Annotated in this window: 19 protein-coding genes; 12 read left to right on the forward strand and 7 right to left on the reverse strand. The window is 60.7% G+C overall.

The window, feature by feature from the left end:
* Positions 1–7: 7 nt before the first annotated feature.
* Positions 8–1,282 (reverse strand): NAD(P)/FAD-dependent oxidoreductase, encoded by a 1,275-nt coding sequence (locus HGP12_RS15410; RefSeq protein WP_168841705.1) that lies wholly within the window; start codon positions 1,280–1,282, stop codon positions 8–10.
* A gap of 14 nt (positions 1,283–1,296) precedes the next feature.
* Positions 1,297–1,965, reverse strand: coding sequence for a haloacid dehalogenase type II (locus HGP12_RS15415; protein WP_168841704.1), 669 nt, complete (start codon positions 1,963–1,965; stop codon positions 1,297–1,299).
* Between the two features lie 325 nt (positions 1,966–2,290).
* Between HGP12_RS15415 and HGP12_RS15420 the strand changes: the two genes are divergently transcribed.
* The 7 genes from HGP12_RS15420 (at position 2,291) to HGP12_RS15450 (ending at position 10,692) form a co-directional block, all read left to right on the forward strand.
* Positions 2,291–3,130 (forward strand): GNAT family N-acetyltransferase, encoded by an 840-nt coding sequence (locus tag HGP12_RS15420; RefSeq protein ID WP_168841703.1) that lies wholly within the window; start codon positions 2,291–2,293, stop codon positions 3,128–3,130.
* 13 nt (positions 3,131–3,143) lie between these two features.
* A complete protein-coding gene (locus HGP12_RS15425; protein WP_168841702.1) occupies positions 3,144–4,520 on the forward strand; it encodes an aspartate aminotransferase family protein in 1,377 nt (458 codons plus the stop codon).
* Positions 4,521–4,750: 230 nt separating this feature from the next.
* Positions 4,751–5,467, forward strand: coding sequence for an HAD-IA family hydrolase (locus tag HGP12_RS15430; protein WP_168841701.1), 717 nt, complete (start codon positions 4,751–4,753; stop codon positions 5,465–5,467).
* A gap of 63 nt (positions 5,468–5,530) precedes the next feature.
* Positions 5,531–7,141: an ABC transporter substrate-binding protein gene (locus HGP12_RS15435; protein ID WP_168841700.1), complete on the forward strand. Its 1,611-nt coding sequence runs from the start codon at positions 5,531–5,533 to the stop codon at positions 7,139–7,141.
* A gap of 94 nt (positions 7,142–7,235) precedes the next feature.
* Positions 7,236–8,186, forward strand: coding sequence for an ABC transporter permease (locus tag HGP12_RS15440; protein WP_168841699.1), 951 nt, complete (start codon positions 7,236–7,238; stop codon positions 8,184–8,186).
* Positions 8,183–9,034: an ABC transporter permease gene (locus HGP12_RS15445; protein ID WP_168841698.1), complete on the forward strand. Its 852-nt coding sequence runs from the start codon at positions 8,183–8,185 to the stop codon at positions 9,032–9,034. Before HGP12_RS15440 ends, HGP12_RS15445 begins: the two co-directional genes overlap by 4 nt.
* A gap of 2 nt (positions 9,035–9,036) precedes the next feature.
* The gene (locus HGP12_RS15450; RefSeq protein WP_168841697.1) at positions 9,037–10,692 is read left to right on the forward strand and encodes an ABC transporter ATP-binding protein; all 1,656 of its coding nucleotides are present in this window, start codon (positions 9,037–9,039) and stop codon (positions 10,690–10,692) included.
* 23 nt (positions 10,693–10,715) lie between these two features.
* On the opposite strand, the gene HGP12_RS15455 is transcribed toward HGP12_RS15450, so the two are convergent.
* A complete protein-coding gene (locus tag HGP12_RS15455) occupies positions 10,716–11,192 on the reverse strand; it encodes an Lrp/AsnC family transcriptional regulator (protein ID WP_007536030.1) in 477 nt (158 codons plus the stop codon).
* Positions 11,193–11,417: 225 nt separating this feature from the next.
* Between HGP12_RS15455 and HGP12_RS15460 the strand changes: the two genes are divergently transcribed.
* Positions 11,418–12,743, forward strand: a complete 1,326-nt coding sequence (locus HGP12_RS15460; protein ID WP_168841696.1) for an FAD-binding oxidoreductase — start codon at positions 11,418–11,420, stop codon at positions 12,741–12,743.
* A 59-nt stretch (positions 12,744–12,802) separates the two neighbouring features.
* Complete coding sequence (locus HGP12_RS15465; RefSeq protein ID WP_168841695.1) at positions 12,803–13,711, forward strand: LysR family transcriptional regulator; 909 nt, start codon at positions 12,803–12,805, stop codon at positions 13,709–13,711.
* A 31-nt stretch (positions 13,712–13,742) separates the two neighbouring features.
* On the opposite strand, the gene HGP12_RS15470 is transcribed toward HGP12_RS15465, so the two are convergent.
* Genes HGP12_RS15470 through HGP12_RS15485 form a run of 4 tightly spaced genes read right to left on the reverse strand, consistent with a single transcriptional unit; the run spans position 13,743 to position 19,506 of the window.
* Positions 13,743–15,113: an NAD(P)/FAD-dependent oxidoreductase gene (locus HGP12_RS15470; protein ID WP_168841694.1), complete on the reverse strand. Its 1,371-nt coding sequence runs from the start codon at positions 15,111–15,113 to the stop codon at positions 13,743–13,745.
* A complete protein-coding gene (locus HGP12_RS15475; protein WP_168841693.1) occupies positions 15,110–15,433 on the reverse strand; it encodes a (2Fe-2S)-binding protein in 324 nt (107 codons plus the stop codon). Before HGP12_RS15475 ends, HGP12_RS15470 begins: the two co-directional genes overlap by 4 nt.
* Positions 15,430–17,418 carry a hydantoinase B/oxoprolinase family protein gene (locus HGP12_RS15480; protein WP_168879166.1) on the reverse strand — a complete coding sequence of 663 codons (1,989 nt, stop codon included), beginning with the start codon at positions 17,416–17,418 and terminating at the stop codon, positions 15,430–15,432. The genes HGP12_RS15475 and HGP12_RS15480 overlap by 4 nt, the downstream gene beginning before the upstream one ends.
* A gap of 6 nt (positions 17,419–17,424) precedes the next feature.
* Positions 17,425–19,506 carry a hydantoinase/oxoprolinase family protein gene (locus HGP12_RS15485; RefSeq protein WP_168841691.1) on the reverse strand — a complete coding sequence of 694 codons (2,082 nt, stop codon included), beginning with the start codon at positions 19,504–19,506 and terminating at the stop codon, positions 17,425–17,427.
* A 212-nt stretch (positions 19,507–19,718) separates the two neighbouring features.
* On the opposite strand from HGP12_RS15485, the gene HGP12_RS15490 reads away from it, so the two are divergent.
* From HGP12_RS15490 to HGP12_RS15500, 3 genes are all read left to right on the forward strand, one after another.
* Positions 19,719–20,855 carry an NAD(P)/FAD-dependent oxidoreductase gene (locus HGP12_RS15490; protein WP_168841690.1) on the forward strand — a complete coding sequence of 379 codons (1,137 nt, stop codon included), beginning with the start codon at positions 19,719–19,721 and terminating at the stop codon, positions 20,853–20,855.
* Positions 20,856–21,149: 294 nt separating this feature from the next.
* Complete coding sequence (locus tag HGP12_RS15495; protein ID WP_168841689.1) at positions 21,150–21,644, forward strand: hypothetical protein; 495 nt, start codon at positions 21,150–21,152, stop codon at positions 21,642–21,644.
* Entirely contained in the window at positions 21,607–23,997 is a 2,391-nt protein-coding gene (locus HGP12_RS15500) for a putative bifunctional diguanylate cyclase/phosphodiesterase (protein WP_246703401.1), read from the forward strand. Before HGP12_RS15495 ends, HGP12_RS15500 begins: the two co-directional genes overlap by 38 nt.
* Positions 23,998–24,009: the final 12 nt, after the last annotated feature.

Genomic DNA, 24,009 nt, shown 5'->3' on the forward strand with positions numbered 1-24,009 from the left:
GCTGATATCACTGAAATTTGTCGAGCGTTTTGTAATACAAGCCGACCAGGGGCAGGAACCACGGCTTACCGAAATGGCCGGGAACAGCCGGCCAATCGAGCCCCTTGAGCGGATTGCGGTCCGGCCTTCCCAGCATCGCATCGGCAATCGTCATGCCGAGATGCGTGGAAAGCTGCGCGCCATGACCTGAATAGCCCATGGCGTACCAGATGCCGTCATGATAGCCGGCGCGCGGATAGCGGTCCTTGGTGATGTCGACGAGACCGCCCCAGCAATAGTCGATCTCAACCCCGGTGAGCTGAGGAAATATGCAGGCGAGGCTCTCGCGCAATATCGCACCGCTCCTGGCATCGGAACGCTGGTCCGACGTTGCGGAGAACCGGGCGCGCCCACCGAAAATCAGCCGGTTGTCGGGTGACAGGCGCCAGTAGTTGCCGATGTTCATCGTGTTCACGCAGGTGCGGTTGCCGGGCATTGCCGAGGCCACTTCCGCGTCCGTCAAGGGCCGGGTCGCGACGATGAAACTGCCGACCGCCATGATACGACGGCGGAAGTAACTGAAATTGGCCATCGTATAGGCCCCGGTCGCGATCAAGACCTGGTCCGCCGTGACGGTGCCCTTGGTGGTCTTGAGGACGTGCCTGCCGCCTGATTGGCTGCGTTCCGTCAGGACAGCGCCTTCCATGATGACCGCACCGCGGCGCCTGGCGGCCTCGGCCAGTCCGGCGACATAGCGCCCCATATGCATCATGGCGCTTTTCTTCGAAAGCATCGCGCCATGGAACGGCGAACCGATCTCGTCCTTGAGATCGGTCGCTGAAAGCAGCGCGGTGTCGGGATCGACCTCGGCATGCACTGCTTCGAAATTCCTGGCCAGGCCTTCGAAATGCTGCGGCTTGGAGGCAAGCTTCAGCTTGCCCGCACGACGGAAATTGCAGTCGATCCCTTCTTCCGCGATAATCGCTTCGAGCGTGTCGATCGACGCATCGAATGCGCGATAGAGCGCGATCGCCCGCTCCTTGCCCAATTGCGCCTTTGCCGCAATGTAACTATGCGCCAGACCATTGTTCAGATGGCCGCCATTGCGCCCGGACGCGCCGAAGCCGACGGTCTCGGCCTCCAGAACAAGAACCTTCGCACCCGCGATGGCGAGCTGGCGAGCAGCACCGAGCCCGGTGAAGCCGCCACCCACGACGACGACATCATAGTGTCCCTCGACGGGACCGATAGCCGCCCCGGTAAAGCGGGGCGCCGTATCGTGCCAATAAGAGGAATATTTCATCTGGTCGCCCTTTCTCAGAGCCCCACCACGCCCGGCAGGCCGGAAATGTCGGCGATTTCGACATAGCCATAATAGGGATTGGCCGGCTCGTGACCACGGTTGACCCAGACCTTGTTCTTGATGCCGAGATCGTGAGCCGACATGAGGTCATAGCGGAAGGAGGACGAGCAATGCAGAATATCTTCCGGGCCGCAGCCCAGCATGTCGAACATGTATTCGAAGGCCTGGAAGCGCGGTTTATAGGCATTGGCCTGCTCCGCCGTATAGACGGCGTGGAAGGGCGCCCCGAGCTTTGCGACATTTGACATGATCTGGCTATTCATCGCGTTCGAGAGGATGACGAGCGGAATATCCTTCGCGACCTTGGCGAGACCAGCCGGAACCTCGGCATGCGGACCCCAGGTGGGTACGCGCTCATAAACCATCCTGGCGTCTTCCTCCTTGAAGGCGACGCCGCTGCGCTTGCAGGTCCGCTCGAGCGAATTGTGCACCACGTCCGCATAAGGCTTCCAGTCGCCCATGATCTCGTCGAGCCGGTAAGCGGCAAAGTTGTTGATGAACTGCAGCATGGCCTGTTCATTCAGACGATCGCCATAGAGATCGCGGGCAGCTTCCGCCATCTGGAAATTGATCAGCGTTCCGTGGCAATCGAAGGTGATATATTTCGGGCGGAAGGTGGTCATGCGCTTCGTCCTTGCGTGCTGCCCCTCGAGGCGATTGGTGGATACCAAGATAATAGGATTGCTTTCGGCATTGGAGCCCACTGATTTTGCAAGGTTCGGAGCAGAAAGTTTCGTATAGCGGCGCTTGTTTGGCATTTGCTTGCAGGGACGACCGACAAAGGCGCCTTTCGCGGTCACTCTCGGGACCGCCATTAGCGAGGGTAACGGCATAAGATGCGGCAAGGGTGAGCAGCTACGGCGAAAGATACCGTCAAGGACATCGCCTTCAGATAATCTTCCGGCACCGACGCTCCGACACTTGGACAAAAGAAATACGAGGAGCGTCATGCAGGAGCGACAGATAGAAATCAGGCCTTTCGGTTCGGAACATTTGGATGCCGCGGTCCGCTTGTCGCAGGAGGCCGGCTGGCCTCATCGCCCGGATGACTGGAAAGTCGCCCTGGACCTCAGCAAAGGTGTCGTTGCCATTGGGGCTGACGATGACGTCGTCGGGACCACGCTCCTGACACCCTACGGAACCGACTGCGCTACGATCAATATGGTGATCGTCGCTGCGAGCATGCGCGGACGCGGGCTGGGGCGACGCCTCATGGAGGCCGCCTTGGCTCTCGCGGACGACCGCCCCTTGCGCCTCATCGCGACCGCCGATGGTCTGCCCCTCTATGAAAAGCTGGGGTTCCGCCAGACTGGTGCCGTCGTTCAACACCAAGGTCCTGTTACGGCAATTGCGAAACCGCGAAACACCGAAGCGGCGACCAAGGCCGATATCCTGGCAATTACAGCGCTCGACCGCGAGGCTTTCGGCGCCGATCGTTCCGCTCTCATTGCGCGGTTTGCCGATCTGGGTGAATTCGCGATCATCCGCCGCAACGGCAAAGTCGCCGCCTTCGCCTGCCTTCGTCCCTTCGGCAGAGGCGAGGTCGTGGGGCCGGTCGTCGCACCAAATGTCGAAGACGCGAAATCGCTCCTGTCCCACTTCATGAGCCGGAAAACCGGCGCGTTCCTGCGCGTCGACACCGGCGCGGAAACTGGTCTTGGACCATGGCTGGCCAGCCATTCGCTTGTCCATGTCGGTGGCGGCATCACCATGGCGAACCCCGTTATCAAGCGCAGCAATTCCTCGACCGTCACCACTTTCGCCCTCGCCAATCAGGCGCTCGGCTGATCCGGAGAAGACCATGTACAGCAATTCCCTCATCGAGCTCGATCGCGCCCATCTGGTCCATCCGGTAGCCTCCTATCGCGGCCATGAGCAGCAAGGCGTGCGGGTGCTTTCATCCGCCAAGGGAGCGACGATCACCGATGCTCAAGGCCGCCAGCTGGTGGATGGTTTCGCGGGTCTTTGGTGCGTCAACGCCGGCTACGGTCACGAAACGATCGTGGAGGCGGCGGCTCGCCAGATGCGCGAGCTTCCCTATGCGACAGCCTATTTCGGTCTTGGCTGCGAATCGGCCATCCGCCTTGCCGCCGAGCTCGCCGAACGCGCGCCCGGCGACCTCAACCACATCTATTTCACACTGGGCGGCTCGGATGCTATCGACAGTACCGTCCGCTTCATCCGGTACTACTGGTATGCGCGCGGCCAACCGCAACGCGATCAGTTCATCTCGATCCAGCAGGGCTATCACGGCTCTTCGACGGTCGGTGCCGGGCTGACCGCCCTCCCCAACTTCCATGCCGGCTTCGGCGTTCCCCTCGACTGGCAGCACAAGATTCCGTCACCCTATCCCTATCGCAATCCCGTCGGGCAGGATGCGAACGCCATCATCCAGGCGTCTCTCGCCGCACTCAGGACGAAGGTCGACGCGATTGGAGCAAACCGCGTCGCCGCGTTCTACGCCGAACCGATCCAGGGCTCGGGCGGGGTGATCGTCCCGCCGAAGGGATGGATGAAGGCCATGCGGGGCCTCTGCAAGGAGCTCGACATTCTCTTCGTCGCCGACGAAGTGATCACAGGCTTCGGCCGGACAGGCCCGCTTTTCGCCTGCTCCGAAGACGAGATCGTTCCCGACTTCATCACCACGGCGAAAGGGCTCACCTCCGGCTACGTTCCAATGGGCGCCGTCTTCATGGCGGATCACGTCTATCAGGTCATTGCCGACGGAGCGGGAGCTTCCGCCGTGGGGCATGGCTACACCTATTCCGCCCATCCGGTCAGTGCCGCCGTCGGCCTGGAGGTATTGAAACTTTACGAAGGCGGACTGCTCGAAAACGGCAGAAAAGCCGGCGCGAGGCTGATGGCCGGCCTTGAAAGCCTGAGAGATCATCCCCTGGTGGGCGACGTCCGCGGCCGAGGCATGCTGGCTGCGATCGAGCTGGTCGTGGACAAGGCCGCAAAGACGCCGCTGCCCGTTGAGACCCAGCCGTCACGACGGATTTTCGACCGAGCCTGGGAAAACGGCCTGGTGGTCCGCGCCTTCAACAACGGCGTGCTGGGGTATGCTCCGCCGCTTTGCTGCACGGATGCCGATATCGACGCGATCATCGAACGAACGGAAAGAACGCTTGATCAGACACTCGAAGATCCCGACGTCCGTCGGGCGCTCAGGGACTGAACCCGCCAAGACCCGGGACCGATATACCGCGAGCAGGCGTTTTTCAGAATTTTGTGCCGCATCACTAGTCCGATTCGGCGCAAACGGCGCGGTCGAAGTGCCAAACTTGTCCTTAATGAAGGTCCATCCCGGCAAATTCGGGAACGTCAGAAAACAAGTGGGCCTGGGAACAGCATAACCTTCCGCAAGGCGGCCGCCCGGTGCCGCCAGCAAGCAGACTGGGGTAAGACATGACTAAGTCATTGGCAGAATTCAAATATATGAGCTTCGACGTTGTCGGAACGCTGATCGACTTCGAAGGCGGCCTGAAAGCCTGCTTCAACGAAATTGCAGCTGAGGCGAAGGTGACGATCGACGGTGAGGAGGCGCTCGCTCTCTATCGCGCCGCCCGCTACGCCGAGGATGCGGATCTGTTTCCCGATGATCTCGTGCGTGTCTATCTCGCCATCGCCCCGAAACTCGGTTTGCCGGCCGACGAGACCTATGGTGAGCGCCTGCGCGATTCCGCCAGACTATGGAAAGCCTTTCCCGACAGTGCCGAAGCTTTGGCGCAGCTTGCCCACAAATATCGGCTTATCGCCATGACGAACGCCCGCCGTTGGGCCTTCGAACATTTCTCGGCGGAACTTGGACATCCCTTTCACGCTGCCTTTACCGCCGACGACACCGGCACCGAAAAACCCGACCCGGCCTTCTTTCACAAGGTTTTCGACTTCGTGGCCGGCGAGAATGCCGGCAAGGACGACATTCTCCACGTAGCGCAGAGCCAGTACCACGATATCGGCGTATCCCGGCAATTGGGGATGACGAATTGCTGGATCCAGCGCCGGCACGCGCAGCGCGGATATGGCGGCACCATCGAACCGGCCGAATTCACCACGCCGGATTTCCACTTCAAATCCATGGCCGAACTCGCCGAAGCCGTGAGGGCGCTGCAGGCAGCCTGACCGGCCGTCACCATCGTCGCATCCAATAAAAAGCAGACTGCCAACCAGAAAAAGGGGAATGACATGAACGACAAGATCATGAACTGGACTGCCTCGGATGACGCAATGGTCGAGAATGCCATTCGTCGGGGCGCCACCCGCCGCGAACTTCTCACCATGCTTCTGGCGGGCGGCGTCGCCATGTCGGCGGGTGGCCTGGTGCTCGGCCGCGCGTCGAATGCCGTCGCGGCCACGCCCAAATCCGGCGGCCATCTGAAAGCGGCCGGCTGGTCGTCCTCGACCGCCGATACGCTCGATCCTGCCAAGGCCTCGCTGTCCACGGATTATGTGCGCTGCTGTTCCCTCTACAATCGCCTGACCCTCATCGATAAAGCCGGCGTGACGCAGATGGAGCTTGCCGAAAGCATCGAAAGCAAGGACGCCAAGACCTGGACGGTCAAGCTGCGCAAGGGCGTGACGTTCCATGACGGCAAGGAGCTGACGGCCGACGACGTCGTCTTCTCGCTCAAACGCCATCTCGACCCCGGCGTCGGCTCGAAAGTCGCCAAGATTGCCGCGCAGATGAGCGGCTTCAAGGCTGTCGACAAGTCGACGGTCGAGATCACCCTGGCCGACCCGAACGCCGACCTGCCGACCATTCTCGCCCTGCATCACTTCATGATCGTCGCCGACGGCACGACCGACTTCTCGAAAGGCAATGGCACCGGGGCGTTCGTTCTCAAAACCTTCGATCCGGGCAATCGCTCGGTCGTGGAGAAGAACAAGAACTACTGGAAATCCGGCCAGCCCTATCTCGATTCCTTTGAATTCTTTGCGATCAGCGACGACAATGCCCGCGTCAATGCACTGCTTTCGGGCGACATTCACTACGCCGCTTCGATCAATCCACGCGCCATGAAGCTGATCGACGGCCAGTCGGGCTTTACGCTGTCGAAAACGACCAGCGGCAATTATACCAATCTCAACATGCGCCTCGACATGACGCCGGGCAACAAGAAGGACTTCATCGATGGCATGAAGTCCCTGGTCAATCGCGAGCAGATCGTCAAGTCGGCCTTGCGCGGCCTTGGCGAAGTTGCCAATGATCAGCCCGTTTCCCCCGCCAACATCTATCATAACAACGATCTGAAGCCGAAGGCCTTCGATCCGGACAAGGCCAAGTTCCATTTCCAGAAGGCAGGCGTGCTCGGGCAATCCATTCCAGTGATAGCCTCGGACGCGGCAACCTCGTCGATCGACATGGCGATGATCATCCAGGCGGCCGGCGCCAACATCGGCATGAAGCTCGACGTCCAGCGCGTTCCCTCCGATGGCTATTGGGATAATTATTGGCTGAAGGCGCCGATCCATTTCGGCAATATCAATCCGCGCCCGACGCCCGACATCCTGTTTTCGCTTCTCTATGCTTCGAACGCACCGTGGAACGAGAGCCAGTACAAGTCGGAAAAATTCGACAAGATGCTTATCGAAGCCCGCGGCTTGCTGGATCAGGCCAAGCGCAAGCAGATCTACGCCGAAATGCAGGTGATGGTCGCTGAAGAAGCAGGGACCATCATCCCGGCCTATATTTCGAATGTGGACGCACTTTCGAGCAAGGTGAACGGATTGGAAGCCAACCCGCTCGGTGGCATGATGGGTTACGCAATGGCGGAGTATCTATGGCTCGATGCCTAGCGGCCGTTGAACCTCCCCGGACGGCGCAAAGCCGCCCGGGGACCTCCGCTCACGAACGCCGTTCGTTTCGTAGATCGCCGCAGGAGCATTGCCTTTGAGATCCGAGGTCTCCATTCTTGTCCTAAACCGGCTCTTCATCGCGGTCATCACCTTGCTGATCGTGTCGTTCGCCGTCTTTTTCGCAACCAGCATGCTGCCGGGAGACACGGCCTCCATCCTGCTCGGCCAGGCGGCGACGCCCGAAGCGGTTGCCGGCCTGCGCAAGGCAATGCATCTCGACGATCCTGCGATCCTGCGATTCCTGGAATGGCTGATGGGCCTGATGAAGGGCGACCTCGGCACCTCTTATGCAAACAATATGCCCGTTGCGGAGCTGATCGGACGCCGCCTGACGGCGACGCTGGAGCTTGCCGCCATCACGACGCTCGTCTCGGTCCCGCTTGCACTCCTGCTTGGCATTACTTCGGCCATGCTTCGCGGCTCCTATTACGATCGGGCCGTCACGATCATTTCCATCGGCGTCATATCAGTACCCGAATTCATGGTCGCGACGCTTGCCGTGCTGTTGTTCGCCGTTTATCTGCGCTGGCTACCGGCACTGTCTTCGATCAGCGAAGCACATAGCGTCTTCGACCTTCTGAAGATCTATGCCATGCCGGTCATTTCGCTGACCTTCGTCATATCGGCCCAGATGATCCGCATGACCCGGGCGGCGCTGATCGAGACGCTAAAGACACCCTACGTGGAAATGGCCCTGCTCAAGGGCGCCTCGCGCGGTCGCATGGTGTTCAAACACGCATTGCCCAATGCGCTCGGGCCGATCGTCAACGCGATCGCGCTTTCGCTCTCTTATCTCGTTGGCGGCGTAATCATCGTCGAGACCATCTTCAACTATCCGGGTATCGCCAAATTGATGGTGGACGCAGTCGCGACCCGCGATCTCCCGCTCATCCAGAGCTGCGCGATGATCTTTTGCCTTGGTTATCTCCTGCTGATCACCGCCGCCGATATCGTCGCAATCCTGTCAAACCCGAGGCTGCGATGACCACGAATAGCTTGCTTCGCCGCACCCCCTCCCTTCTTGGCTATAATGTCAGCCTCGTTGGCATCGTGGCCTTCGCCGTCATCCTTGGCTGGACGATCGTTGCATTGTTCGCACCCTATATGCTTCCGTATTCCGTCGGCGACATCGTCGATACGGACTATTTCGGCCCGATAAGCCGACAATTGTGGCTTGGTTCGGACTATCTCGGCCGTGACATGTTCTCGCGCGTGCTGATGGGCGCACGCTATACGGTCGGCATTTCATTGGCTGCGGTCGCGCTATGCTGCTTTTGCGGCGTGACGCTCGGCATGATTGCCGCGGTTATCGGTGGATGGTTCGACACGATCCTCAGCCGGTTTCTCGATGCCCTGAATTCCATTCCAAGCAAGCTTTTCGGCCTGGTCGTCGTTGCCGCCGTCGGCTCGTCCATTCCGGTGCTGATCATCACACTCGCGGTCATCTACACGCCCGGTGCCTATCGCTTTGCCCGTGCGCTTGCCGTCAACATCAACACGATGGACTTCATCACGGTTGCACGCACCCGCGGTGAGAGGGTCGGCTACATCATCGGCTCGGAAATTCTGCCGAACATTATTCGCCCTGTTCTGGCGGATTTCGGCCTGCGCTTCGTCTTTGTCGTGCTCCTGTTGTCCGGTCTTTCCTTTCTCGGCCTCGGCCTGCAGCCGCCCTATGCCGACTGGGGTGCGCTGGTTCGCGAAAATATCGGCGGACTGCCCTTCGCCGCCCCGGCCGTGCTCGTGCCCTCTTTTGCCATTGCCAGCCTCACCATCAGCGTCAACCTGCTGATCGACAACCTGCCGCGCAGGATCAGAGACAGGAACGCATGACGATGGCCAATCTCGTAGAAATCAACAATCTGAAGGTCGAGGCTACGACCGATTCCGGTCGCATTATCGAGATCATCAAGGGCGTCAGCTTCGATATTGCCAAAGGCGAGATCGTCGCGCTCATCGGCGAAAGCGGCTCGGGCAAGACGACGATCGCGCTGACGCTCATGGGGCATGCGCGGGAGGGCTGTCGCATCTCCGGCGGCGAGGTCCATGTCGATGGACAGGACATGGCTGCCCTTTCCGAAAGCGAACGCTCGAAGGTCCGCGGTACCACGGTCGCCTATATTCCGCAGAGCGCGGCGGCGGCCTTCAATCCGGCCACGAAGATCATCGAGCAGGTGATCGAGGTCACCCGCATTCACCGGCTGATGCCTCCCGACCAAGCGCGCCAGCGCGCCATCGAGCTCTTCCGGGCGCTGTCGCTGCCGGATCCGGAGACGATCGGCGAACGATATCCGCATCAGGTCTCCGGCGGCCAGTTGCAGCGCCTGGCGGCGGCCATGGCCCTGATCGGCGAGCCCAAGCTTGTCATTTTCGATGAGCCGACCACCGCACTCGACGTCACGACGCAGATCGATGTGCTGAAGGCGTTCAAATCCGTCATCCGTGCCGGCGACATTGCCGGCGTCTATGTTTCACACGATCTGGCGGTCGTGGCGCAGATCGCCGATCGTATCGCCGTACTCAAGGGCGGCGAAATCCAGGAACTGGCAGCGACGGACGCACTCCTTGCCCGGCCGAGCCACCCCTATACGCGCGAGCTGCTGGCCGCCGTCGAGCCGAAACAGGCCTTCCGTAGCAGCAGCGTGAACGGCTCGATAACGCCTGTGCTGAGAATCGACGGCCTGGTAGCGGGCTATGGCGATATCCAGGCCAACGGCCTGCCGGCGGTCTGCGCGGTTCAATCCGTGAGCCTGGAGGTGGAGAAGGGCAGAAATCTCGGCATTATCGGCGAATCCGGATGCGGAAAGTCGACGCTGGCGCGTGCAATCGCCGGCATATTGCCCGCCATATCAGGCAGCATCGGCTTCAATGGTAGCGAGATGAACCGCGCCGCGAAATTGCGCTCGCGCGATCAGCTGCGGGAGATGCAGATCGTCTTTCAATATGCCGACACGGCGCTCAATCCGGCAAAATCGATCGCCGATATTCTCGAGCGGCCTCTGGCCTTCTATCACGGGATGGACCGCAAGGCTCGGGAGGCAAGAGTCGACGAATTGCTCGACATGGTGCGACTGCCCCGCGCGCTTCGCTATCGCTATCCGTCGGAATTGTCAGGCGGACAGAAGCAGCGCGTGAATTTCGCCCGCGCGCTTGCCGCCGAGCCGCGCCTGATCATCTGCGATGAAATCACATCCGCTCTCGACACCGTCGTTGCGGCGGCGATCATCGACCTGCTCAAGGAACTGCAGCGTGAACTGCATTTGTCCTACATCTTCATCAGCCACGATCTGTCGGTGGTCGAGGCGATCTGCGACGAGATCGTCGTGATGTATGGCGGCAGAAAAGTCGAACAAATCACACGCGAAACCGCGAACGCGCCTCGCCACCCCTACTCCCAGCTGCTGTTCGGGTCTGTTCCGAAGCTCGATCCGACCTGGCTGGACAATCTTGTCCAGGATCCGGAACTCAAGCGTGAATATGGCCATGGCTAGCCGGACCCATCACCGGCGTGCCTCTACATGGGAAACAGGCTGGTCAACGGCATATGCGCCTTGACGATCGGCGACTTGAGCACCACGAAGCTGAAATACTTGTCGATGCCGATATCCATGTCGGTCAGGCGCTCCATGATCGTCTGATATTCTCCGATGCCGGCCGTTACGAACTTCAGCATATAATCGTAGCCACCTGAGACGAGATGGCATTCGACGACTTGATCGACCTTCTCCACCGCCGAGAGGAAACGCGCGAAGTCGATCTGCCGATGGTTCTTGAGTGTGACTTCCGTAAACACAGTGAGTGTCTGGCCTAGTTTTCCGATATTGATCTGGGCCGAATATCCCTCGATGTAGCCTTCCTGCTGCAGCTTCTTCACTCGCATCAGACAGGGGCTCGGCGACAGGTTGACCAGTTCCGCCAGTTCGACATTGGTGATGCGGCCGTTCTTCTGAAGTTCGTACAGGATCTTGATGTCGATGCGGTCGAGCTTCATCGCCAAATCTTTCCCACATGAGGCAGCATTTTATGCTGCGAATTTTCCAAGATCGAGCATAACACCATGGCCTATCTTGTCTATTTCATTCTGCATGAATCGGCCCGGCACAATAAGCCGCTTGGTTCGCCATGAGCAGAATCTTATGCCGCATGGCGCGGTTGTGCGGCAGCTTCATGTCCGATCATTTCGTTATGCTGTCGGCTCGATAGGAGACCCGCATCCATGCCCGCACCGCTTACACTTGTCGAAAACTCTGCCGAATTGCCGACCTCTGCCGACGTCGTCGTCATCGGGGCAGGTATCGTCGGCGTTTTTACGGCCTATTATCTGGCCAAGCGGGGCCTCTCGGTCGTTCTCCTTGAGAAAGGACGCGTCGGCGCCGAACAATCCAGCCGCAACTGGGGCTGGTGCAGACAGCAGAACCGCGATGCCCGCGAGCTGCCGATGGCAACAAAGAGCCTCGAGCTCTGGGACCAATTCGCCGCGGAAACAGGAGAGAATACGGGATTTCGCCGCTGCGGCCTCTTCTATCTAAGCAACAGCGAGGAGGAGCTTGCCGGATGGGCCCGCTGGCGCGACTTTGCGCGCGGTGTCGGCGTGACCACGCATATGCTCGACAGCGCTGAAGCCAGCACGCGCGGTAAGGCGACCGGCCGCAGCTGGAAGGGCGGCGTCTTTTCCCCGACCGATGGCATTGCCGATCCGTCCAATGCCGCGCCGGCGGTCGCTCGCGCCCTGATGAAACTGGGGGGGTGCCTCCGCCAGAACTGCGCAGCGCGCGGCATAGAAACCGAAGGCGGAAAACTCTCCGCGGTCGTTACCGAGCAAGGCACGATCAAGACCCGGATTGCCGTCCTGTCCGGTGGTGCCTGGGCGTCGTCCTTCTGCCGCCAGCTCGGCGTCCGTTTCCCGCAGGCATCGATCCGCTCATCGATCCTTTCCGTCAGCGCCGGCGACGGCGAACTTCCAGATGCTCTTCATACCGCATATGTTTCGGTCACACGCAGAGGCGATGGCGGCCATACGCTCGCGATCAGCGGGCGGGGCCGCGTCGATCCCACGCCGCAGAACATTCGGTTTGGGGCACAGTTTCTGCCGATGTTCGTTCGCCGCTGGCGCGCGCTTTCGCTCGGCGGCGTCGAGGGCTTTCGCAGCGGCCACGAAAACTTGTCGCGCTGGCGCCTGGATCGGCCGTCGCCAATGGAGCGGATGCGCATCCTCGATCCGGCCGTCGACAAGGGCACGATCCAGCTGACCTATGACCGCGCGGTCGAATTGCTGCCTGCGATCGCAAGCCGCCGCATCACCGCAAGCTGGGCCGGCTACATCGATTCGACGCCGGACGGCGTGCCCGGCATAGGCGAAGTCACAACCATACCAGGCTTGGTGCTGGCTGCCGGTTTCAGTGGCCACGGCTTCGGGATCGGACCGGGAGCCGGCCACCTGATCGCCGACATCGTCACTGGTGCCACGCCGATCGTCGATCTGAAACCCTATCACCCCGACCGCTTCCTGCAATCCGCATGGGGCAAGGTGGCGGACTTCTGAAATGGTTCGTCCGTGCTAGACTTCGCCGGCAACCAAACCAGACAACACGGAATTTCCTCATGCAGGCCCGTCAGCTCGAAGTCTTCTGCATGCTCATGCGATCCGGGACGGTGACCGGCGCTGCCGCCATGCTCAACATCACGCAGCCGGCGCTGAGCCAGATCCTGCTGCATGCCGAAGACCAGCTGGGGTTCAAACTCTTCAACCGCGTGCGCGGCAAGCTGGTCCCCACACGGGAAGCCGAAGAACTATATCCGGAGGCCGAACGCATCTTTTCCGAGCTCGGAGCGCTTCGGCGCCGAACGACCGACATGCGCTTTGGCCGGACCGGGCTGATTAGGATCGCCGCAACGACGCCACCGGCCATGTCGATCGTTCCCAAGGCGCTTCTTGCCTTCAGGACCACCTATCCGGATATCGTCGTCCGTTCGCTGATCGCACCGCTGGTCAACGTCGTCGATATGATCCGCAATGGCGACGCCCCGCTCGGCATCGTCATGAACAACATCGCGCGGCCCGGCATCGATGTCGAAACGCTCGGATATGCCGAGCTCATCTGCATTGTGCCGGAAGGGCACCATCTCGCCGCGCGCGACAGCATCACCTTTGCCGATCTTCAGAACGAAACCCTGATTTCCTACCGCGCCGACACTTTTCCCGGCCAGCTGCTCGCCAATGCCGCAGCGATGGAAAATCAGTCGTTCAATCCCGCGATCGAGATCGATATTTCCATTACCGCCTTGCCCTTTGTCCGCAACGGCTTTGGTGTCGCGATCGTGGATGGTCTCCTGCCATGGGAACAGTTTCCGGGCCTCGTGCGCCGGCCGCTCATCCCACGAAAGACAGTCCCGATCGCCGTGCTGACCAGCCGGGACCGTCCCTTGACGGGCAGCCACCTTACGATGCGCGACTATCTGCGCCGGGCCTGTGCCGGCGTATTGAAGGATGGCGACGCTGTGTCGGAGTAAAATCGCGCTCATACAGTCACAGCGAGCCTGCTCAGCTCTCGTTGATCCAGGATCCGATCGGCAGCGGGCGAACCGGCGCCTGCTCGCGCAGACGACCGACATCACAGACCGGGATTCCCGCACGCTCCGCAATCAGCTCGGCGCCGGCGAGCTGACAAAACCGTCCCTGACACCGTCCCATGCCCACCCGCACGATTGATTTTACCCGATTTGCTTCACCTCCGGCATAGTCGACACTCTGACGCAGATCGCCGGCGCGGATGCCTTCGCAGCGACAGACCATCGTTTCATCGGGAACGGATCGGACCATGCAGGCGGGCCAGGGAAAGGCGCGGGCGATGCTGCGAGCAAAGCGTTCGTAGCGGGCAAGCCGGCGGAGATCCCGTGCCGGATTAGGATAAGGCAGCCCCATGTCGGCAAGGCAGGCACTCGCGGCAAGCCGTCCGGCAACTTCCGCGCCATCGGCGCCAAGTATCCGCAGGCCATCGCCGGCAAGATAGACACCATCGGCAGACCGGCCCATTCGATCCGCCTGCGGCAGCCATTGGCCCCAGCCCTGATCGTATTCGAACCTGCATTGAGCCAGGCCGGCAAGTTGCGTTTCGGCTCTCAGGTGCCAGCCGATGCCGACCATATCGCATTCGGTGCGATGGTCGTGCCCGCCAGCATCCCGCCACCGAACGGCCACCGGTCCCTTCTCGCCGCTGATGATGTCCGTCAGCGTCACGCCCGCGCGATATAACCGGCTAAGTTTCATCCGCATTGCCAGGCCCCGCAGGACCAGGGCCGGCCTTGCCATCATGCCCGGAATGGCAAGGATCTGGTTTCGAACCGAGGAGGTATCGAGGACGGCCGCAACATTCGCTCCAGCCTTTAGAAGCTGGACGGCAACGAGGGTCAGCAGTGGCCCGGAGCCCGCCAGAACGATCCTTCGCCCCAAGGCGATGCCTTGCGCCTTCAGCGCGATCTGCGTAGCACCGAGACTGTAGACGCCAGGCGCTTGCCAGCCGGGTACCGGCACCAGCCGGTCGGTCGCGCCGGTCGCCAGTATCAGCCGGTCATAGGCGAACTCCCGGCGGCCGGCGGGCGTCAGCACCTGCAGCACATTGGCGGCGAGCGCCATTGCCGAGCTTCGAGGATGGTATTCGACCTCGCCGCGAGCGACCATGCGATCGAAGAGGGAATGAAGGGAAAGGGCTTTGCCAGCCTCTGATCCATAGAGCTGCTCGGCCGACCGCGTAAAACCCTCCGGTGGACGGCGATATATCTGGCCACCCGCCCTCATCCCCTCATCGATGACGACGGGCCGGACACCGGCGGCCACCAGCAGCTCGGCTGCGCGTATGCCCGCCGGACCAGCCCCGACGATCACCGTTGCCTTCCGGTCATTCACCACCGTCATGGCCAATCTCCCGGCGCCTGGGTTGACAGGGACATGCCGTTGCCGACAAGGGTCGAACAGGCACGCATGCGGGTTCCGTCCTGTTGCCAGACCCAGCAGTCCTGGCAGGCGCCCATCAGGCAGAAGCCCGCCCGCCCTTCCGGCCCGAATTCGGATTGCCGAAGAACCGGTGAGAATGTCAGCATGGCCGTCAGCACCGTGTCGCCGGCCAAGGCTTGGCGTTCGATGCCGTCAAGCAGGAATCGGACGGGTGGCCGGCCCTGTTCGGCGAGACGGACGATGCGCCCCGTTTCTCCGACAGGATGCGGACCCTTGCTCATTCGGCCGCCTCTTTGATTTGAAGCCGTACCTCGGGCATTTCCGGGAACCGGGCGCGGACATCGGCAAAAGCGGCGGCAACGCCCTCATGCCCGGCGCGTCCCTTCATTCGGCGAAAAATCTCCGTCTTGGTGAAAAACCGCCAGTGGATCGGGAGGCAGGCAAGGATATCCGTGAGCAGGTTGTAAGCAGCTGATGTCCACTGCGCCTCGTAACCGTCTCGCTCCTCGCCGTAGTGGAAGTGGGCAGTTGGAACCGTGCGCGATGCCCTGAGACGGGAGGTTTCGGCCTCCTGCACCTTGCCATCGCGGATAACCACGCCGTAATCGCGCTCGGCCGCTTCAAGCGAAACATAGCCGCGCTCAACATCCTGCAGCACACGCCAGACCTCGCGCTCCAAGGGGTTTCCGCGGCCGCCGCCACCGGCCGAGCGGATCTCCAGCACATCTCCGGGCTGCAGGACGGCCGTATCGATATTGCCGAGCCGGCGATAATCCTCGCGCCCGGGGTTCAATACCATGTCGGAGAGCCCCGCCGCCTTGCCGCCAAGCACACCCCAGGGCCGGAAGAAGCTGCGGTCGCGGTTGCGGGCCGTAATACGGCTTTCGGGCGAGAACACGCGGAACGCCATTTCGGTCGCCAGCCCCCCACGCCAACGGCCGGCACCGCCGCTGTCCCTGGCAAGCCCGTATTTGACGAACTCGATCGGCACTTCGGTTTCCGTGATTTCGATCGGCGTATTCTTCAGATAGGCAGCATCGGCACCCGAACCGTTGGTCCCGTCACGATGCGGCATCCCGCCGCCGCCGCCGACCACCGGATTGACGGCGGCGATCACGCTGCGGCCGGTCCGTTCGTCCGTGGTCATGACGTTGACGATGCAATTATTGCCGGCCGGCGCGGCAGGCAATAACTCGGGAACCGCCTGGCAGAAGGCTCCGAAGATCACGGACCGCAAGCGTGCACAGGTGAGCGAACGCATGCCGACCGCCGCCGGTGACACTGGATTGAGAACGCTGCCCTGTGGTGTAATGCAGGTGAAGGGGCGGGTTAGCCCGGTGTTGAGCAGGATCTTGGGGTTCAGCGTATAGAGAATGTAATAGACGCCGACCAGCAGCAAGGTGTGGCGCGGATCGCCGCCCGAGGGAACGTTGAGCGACGAGCCGAGCTGCGGATCGGATCCGGTAAAATCGAGGATCGCCTCGTCGCCCTTGATCGTCAGCGTCAGCTTCAGGCGGCACGGATTGGCCTCGACGGAATCCTCGTCGGCATAATCGACGAATTCCCAAGTGCCATCCGGCATCGACCGCAGGAGATCGCGCGCCTGCGCTTCGGCGTGATCCAGAAGCACGTCGGTGCCTTCGAGAAAGGCCCGCTTGCCGAATTTCTCGACCATGGCCAGGATCTTGCGCTCACCGGTGTTGAGCGCCCCGACCAGCGCCTTGATGTCGCCGATGTTGAGATCGGGTTTGCGGACATTCGTGGCCATGATTTTCAGGATGTCTTCGTCGAAGACACCTTCGTTGACCAGCTTCATCGGCGGAAAGCGAATGCCTTCCTGATGGATCTCCGTCAACGCGCGCGACAGAGAGGCCGGCACGGCGCCGCCCATGTCGGTATTGTGGATATGCCCGCCGGTCCAGGCGATGATCTCGCCGTCATGGAACACCGGCTTCCACAGATGCGTGTCCGGTGCGTGCGTGGCCACGAAGCAGGAATAGGGATCGTTGGTAAAGGCAACGTCGCCCGGCTTGTAATCCTCGATCATTTCAATGGCCCGGGTGTAGGTAAGCCCGGGATACCATGTTGCACCGAGGCCCATCGGGACGCCGAAGGTTTCCCCCTTGCGATTGATCAGCATGACGGTGAAATCCTCCGTCTCCTTGACGAAGGCCGAATGGGCCGTCCGCTGCAGCGTATAGGCCATGTTTTCGGCGGCAGCCCGGGTATGGTTGGCAAACACTTGAAGGTTCGAACGGTCGAACATGGGCCGCTACTCCGAAAAGGTGAGATGAAGGTTCAGGTGGCGATCGATCGTCACCTGCGTGCCCGCCGGAATGGCGAAGGTCGTATCGTCCTGGGCTACGACGGCAGGGCCGCTGAAGCGGCCGCCTGGACGCAATTGGTCCCGCCGGTATAGTCCGATCCATTCGAATGCCTTGCCGGTATAGACCGGTATTTCGCGTTCCGGTTCGGCCATGCCGTCAATCTCTTCGAGGTCGACGGTCGTTTGCAGCCTCGGTCCGGCGCCGATGGCAGACAGACGAAGATTGACGATTTCGATCCTGCCGTCCGGGTCGGCAAAATCATAAAGACGGGCGTGCGTGGCATGGAACGCCTCTTCCATTGCGGCGAGATCGCCTTCCGCCACCCAGGCCGCCCGCAGCGGAACCTCGATTTCAAAGCTTTGGCCGACATAGCGCATGTCGGCGGAAATCCGCAGTTCAGCAGACCCTTCATGGCCCTGCTTGATGAGCCAGGTTCGCCCTTCGGCCGACAGCGCCTCCGAAGAGCCGCGCAGCAACGGCACGGCCTCCGGCGACAGATGCGTGAAAACCGTCTTGATGAAGTCGCCGCGCAGATCCGCGACCAGACCGCCGAGAGCCGACACCACGCCCGGACGCGGCGGCCCGATGACCTTGGCCATACGGAATTCGCGGGCCAGGAACGCGCCCAGCATGGGTCCGCCACCGCCGAACGGCATGAGGGTAAACTCCCGCAGGTCGACCCCCGCCCGCGATGCCAGCTTCTCCACCTCGACGAACATCTCCGAGATAGCGATATCGAGAATAGCCTGGGACACCTCTTCAACCGAGCGACCGATACGCTCGGCAAGCGTCGAGACGGCTGCGCGCGCCAGCCCGACATCGACCTGCAACTGACCGTAGGCCATTTCGCTGTGCCCCAGCCAACCGCAGACGGCCATGGCATCGGTCACGGTCGCTTGCGTGCCGCCGCGGCCATAACAGGCGGGACCGGGTGTGGAGCCGGCCGATTCCGGCCCCACCCGCAAGACACCATGGGCGTCGATGCTGGCAATGGAGCCTCCGCCGACGCCAATGGAGCTGACGGAGACCGAGGGAATGTGAAGCGGAAACTCGCCGATCAATTCGCCTGTCCCGAATTGCGGCTCGCCGTCGATGATCAACGCGAAGTCTGCCGAGGTGCCGCCGATGTCAAGGGTGAGGACATGTTTCTCACCGGCGAGACGCGCCAGCCAGGCGGCGCCGATCACGCCCGAGGCCGTGCCGGAAAGCAGCATCTGGACGCAGGAACGCTTTCCTTCCGCCGCGTTCATCACGCCGCCGTTCGATTTCGTCAGCAGGGCCGGCGCCTTCACTCCGCGCGATGCAAGCTTGTCTTCAAGAGCCGTCAGGTAACCCGAAACCCGCGGATGGACGTAGCCATTGAGGATCGCCGTCGTCGTCCGCTCGTATTCACGAATGACCGGCCACACTTCCGAGGATGTGAAGACGAAGAGATCGGGTGCGAGCTTTTCGATTTCGTTTTTGACCGCCGTTTCCTGGGCATCGTCCCGCCAGGAATGCAGAAAGGATATGATGATGCCCGCCGCATCTTTGGCCCTTGCGGCTGCCACGGCGGCGGTAACCGCCTTCATGTCCGGCGCCTGCGCTTCGCTGCCATCCGCCCGCAACCGCGCAGGAATGCCGAAGATCATGTCGCGTGCAATGAGCTGTTCCGGCCGCGAGCAGAAGAGAGAATAGACATCAGGCATTCTGAGCCGCGCCAGCTCGATGACATCCTCGAAACCGGCATTCGTCATAAGCGCGAGCGACACACCGCGCCTCTGGATGACGGTGTTGATGCCGACCGTGGTGCCATGAACGAAGCGACTGATTGCCTCCGGCTCCAATCCCTCCCGCTCGGCAAGCAAGGAAAGCCCGGTCATCAATTCCGCACCCGGATCATCGGGCGTCGTCAGCACCTTTAGCGAAGCGACGCGACCGGAGCGGCTTTCCAGCGCGCAGAAATCGATGAAGGTGCCGCCGATATCGACGCCGATCTTCCAATCCTGCTGCGAAGCCTCTCGAGCTTGCCCTGTCGCATCCGCCATATCAGTTCCTTTCCTTTGCCTGCCATGAAACTGGCATGGACGGATCAGCAACGTCCAAGAGCGAAAATGCCAAAGGTCATAAGCCGGACTTATGCTCTGACGATGGGCAAAAACCATAGGCCGGACTTATGGGCGCAGCGTGATCCCGACTTTGACAGTGCCAAGCCGGGTCGGACAAGGTGGGGGTTGTTTTCAGCCTCTGGAGAACCTCGATGGATGCTATCGTGTTGGGCGGCGGGCTCATGGGAGCCGCCTCCGCCTTCTTTCTCGCCCGGCGCGGCATCCGTGTGACGCTTATCGAACGCAATCGGGTCGGGAGCGGCGCGACGGTGGCGTCATTCGGCAACATCAGGCGAAGCGGCCGATATATTCCGCAATTGCCGCTTGCTCACCGCTCGCTTGCCCTGTGGGGGCAGGCGGAGGCCATGCTCGGACGCGACGTGGAATTCCGCGCAACCGGCCATCTGCGGCTGGTGTTCAGCCAGGAAGGGCTGGCGGCGATGCGGGCCTTCGTCAAGGATGCCCGGCCATGGGGACTGGGCCTGGAAGAGTTGACCGCGAAGGACGTGCGGTCGCGCTTTCCCGGCCTTGGTCCCGATGCGATTGCGGCCTCCTTTTCCCCGAACGATGGAAGCGGCAACCCGCGTCTCATTGCACCGGCCTTCGCGGACGCAGCCCGAAAATTGGGGGCCGACATCGTCGAAAATGTCGAGATCAGGGCCGTCAGAACAAGTGACTACGGATTTCAGGTCGAAACGTCGAAAGGCTTGCACGAAGCCTCGATGCTGCTCAACGCGACGGGCGCCTGGGGTGCGCGCGTCGCGGGCCTGTTCGGAGAGACCGTTCCGATCGTTGCCAAGGGTCCGCAAATGGGCGTGACGGAACCGCTTCCCCATCGCATTCTCCCGGTCGTCGGCGTATGGGCGCATGATCACGGCGGCGGTTATCTGCGGCAGGTGGAAAGAGGCAACATCGTCTTCGGTGGCGGCGCCGATCGCACCGACGTTTCACTCGACACGGGATACGCCAAGGCGGACCCCGCTCGCTTGCCTGGCCAGCTTCGGTCATTGCTGCCGATTTTACCGGCGTTGAGAAACGTTGCCGTGATACGCACCTGGTCGGGTTGCGAGGGCTACGTCGAAGACGGCCTCCCGGTGATGGGCCGGTCATCGACGACGGCGGGGCTTTTCCACGCATTCGGCTTTTCCGGCCACGGTTTTCAACTCGGACCCGGCGTTGGCGACGTTATGGCCGAAATCATGGCAACGGGGAAAACGGACATCCCATTGCAGGACTTCCGCATCGAGCGCTTCGCAAAGCCGAATTGCGGGTGCACACCTTTGACTTAGATGGAGATTTCATGACTAGGTCGGACGATGCGTAGTTTTCTGCATCATCTGGATCGGACGCGCATTGTGGATATCACTATACAACAAAATCGTTCTCGAAATTCAACTAGTACCGGCCTAGGCCCACATTTTGCGAAATAGATATCCAAGTAACGCAACAATCCGACCGAGTGACAACGCTGCGCTATCGGTTCGGGAAACACCAACAGATCATTAACATTTCACAACCACTCTAAAAGCTATCGGAAGGGATGATCACGTAACAACAAGCATTTACAACCATCGGGGAAGCACTTGAAGAGCGTAGATAAGAATGCGGAAGTATTGCTATCGGAAGTTGATTACTCGAATAGTTTGACAAGCATCCTGTCTACATCGCCGTTGAGCGCGACCCTCATATTTCTTGGGCCTATTGCAGCCGCCGCCTTATTGATGGCTTGCTTTCCACATGCATTCTCCCCCTCATGGACGCCCTTCGTCTTGATGGGCGCAAGCATTCCCGTCATCAGCTTTGTTCTTTTGCAGCGGCGGGAAGAACAGCGAAAGAAAATCGGGTTCATGTTCAATCTGTCATGGATTGCTTGGGTCGTGATGAGTTTGGCGACCGTCTCATATTGCCTGAACGCTGGAACCCGAGAATTCGGCAACTCGCTGGTGCAGCTCAATCCGGGATGGCTGACGCTTATCTTCGGGTGGTTCTTCGCAACCGCCTGCGTCGTGTGGCTCTATCAATCAATAAATTGCTGCATCCATGACCGTCCCGCAGCGCATGGGCGAGATGGCGCATAGACAATTTGGAATGCATGGAAAGGGCGCCTCCATGTGGCGGATGTTCGACAGCGTTCTGCGATTTATGGCGGTATCGGTCGACAATCCCGAGCTGTTGAAAGCGCAATACCGTGCTTTTTCACGCCAGATGCCGATGATGTATTTCATCCTGATGTCGAGCACCTGGGCGGTTGCCACGACGCACATGACGATCGCGCCGACTTGGCTGACGATTGGAGCTCCTGTTGTCCTCACATTGGCATCCCTATTCCGTGTCCACCATTGGTGGCGGTCGCGTCACATGGATCCAACTCCGGAAGTGGCGCTGCATGCCCTGAGGCGGACCAATCGGCTTGCTTTCGCAATTGCTTTTACCTTTACAGCCTGGTCGTTCCTGCTCTTTCCCTATGGTGACGCATATACCCGTTCGCACCTGGCCTTTTACATGGCCATCACGGTGATCTCCTGCATCTTCTGCCTGACGCATCTTCGCTCCGCAGCCATCACCGTAACCGCAATCGTCAACGGCGCCTTCATCATCTTCTTCTGCGCGACCGGACAGCCAACCTTCATTGCGACTGCGATCAACATCGCATTGGTATCGATTGGCATGCTCGTTATCCTCAACATCAATTATCGCGACTTTGCGCACATGGTGAATACGCAGACGGAGGCGTATCGACGCGAGGAGGCGCGGAGCCGTTTGCTGCGGATGATCGATGACATGCCCGTTGCTGTGATGACGGTTGAGCCCGAAACATTGATCATCAACTACGCCAACGAGACCTCGAAAGACCTCATACGCAAGATCGAGCATCTGCTGCCGATCAAGGCAGATGAGCTGCTTGGCACCTCGATCGATGTTTTCCATAGGAATCCGGAACACCAGCGCCGCATTCTCGCGGATCCGGCAAATCTGCCCCACAATGCCCGCATCAAGCTCGGGCCGGAAGTGCTCGATCTCAGGATTTCGGCAATTACCGCCGATGACGGGAGTTTTCTGGGGCCGATGCTCAGCTGGGCGATCGTCACCAAGGAAGTGGAGGCTGAGGGACGCATACGCCAGCTCGCGCATTACGACACGCTGACGGGGCTGGCAAACCGCACCGCGTTCAATGCGCAATTTGACGCGAGCCTCGGCAAGGCGGAGCATGATTCCTCGCTATTATTCATAGATCTCGACGGCTTCAAGCTGGTCAACGATACCAAAGGCCATCGTATCGGCGATGCCCTGCTGAAGGCGGTCGCCGATCGGCTGCGAGCCATTTGCGCAGCACCGGCCATGACGATTGGACGGCTCGGCGGTGACGAATTTGCCGTGCTTGCTCCATATGCCGAACCCTTGCCGGCGGCGATCCTGGCCGGCCGGATCATAGATGCGCTCTCCATGCCGTTCGACCTTGACCAGGCGAGCCAGGTTCAAATCGGCGCATCGATCGGCATCGTACACGCACCGATTCATGGGGAAACGGGAGAAGCTCTGCTCGCACGAGCCGATATCGCGCTTTACGCGGCAAAGGCCGCCGGCAAGGGCGTATATAAGGTGTTTTCCGCAGAGATGGAAAATCGCATCCAGGAAAGCATACGGCTTCAAACAACGCTGCGGGCATGCTTGCGGGACGGCCGCGGATTGTTCGTCTTCTATCAGCCGATCGTCGATATCCGCAGCAACAAGGTCACGGCACGGGAAGCATTGATCCGCTGGCACCACCCACAAAGGGGCTGGATCCCACCTGCCGAGTTCATTCCCATCGCAGAGCAGAACGGATTGATCGAACAACTTGGCGACTTCGTCTTGAATACAGCATGTCGGGATGCCGTCCAATGGGAGGATGGTGCGCGCGTGGCCGTCAACGTATCGGCCGCTCAGCTCGGCAAGGGGAGGATTGCCTCCACGGTATTATCGGCGCTGGCGTCTTCCGGGCTGTCGCCGGATCGGCTTGAAATTGAGGTGACCGAAACTGCGATCTTCGACGATGAGCATGGGGGCATTGGAGATCTGCGGCGCATACATGACTTGGGGGTCCGCGTGGCCCTGGACGATTTTGGAACCGGCTACTCGTCCCTCACCCATCTTCGCGCCTTCCCCTTCGACAAGATCAAGATCGATGGTTCATTCGTAAGGGATGCCGTGAGGCGGCCGGAATCCGCCGCCGTCGTCCGGGCGATTGCCGATCTGGGCAAGCGGCTTGGTGTCACGACCGTCGCCGAGGGCGTGGAGACGGAAGCGCATCTTCAATGCGTTCTGACCGAAGGATGCAGCGAGGTCCAGGGCTATTTCTTTGGTCATCCCGAGCCGAGCCGGAAGGATGCCGATGCAGTCATGGCTCTCAATGCGATCGCGGCAGTCGCAAAAGTCTTCTCGGATGCCTAGCCCTTCCGCCAA

It is taken from the genome of Rhizobium sp. P28RR-XV (assembly GCF_012641385.1).
Taxonomy (GTDB): domain Bacteria; phylum Pseudomonadota; class Alphaproteobacteria; order Rhizobiales; family Rhizobiaceae; genus Rhizobium.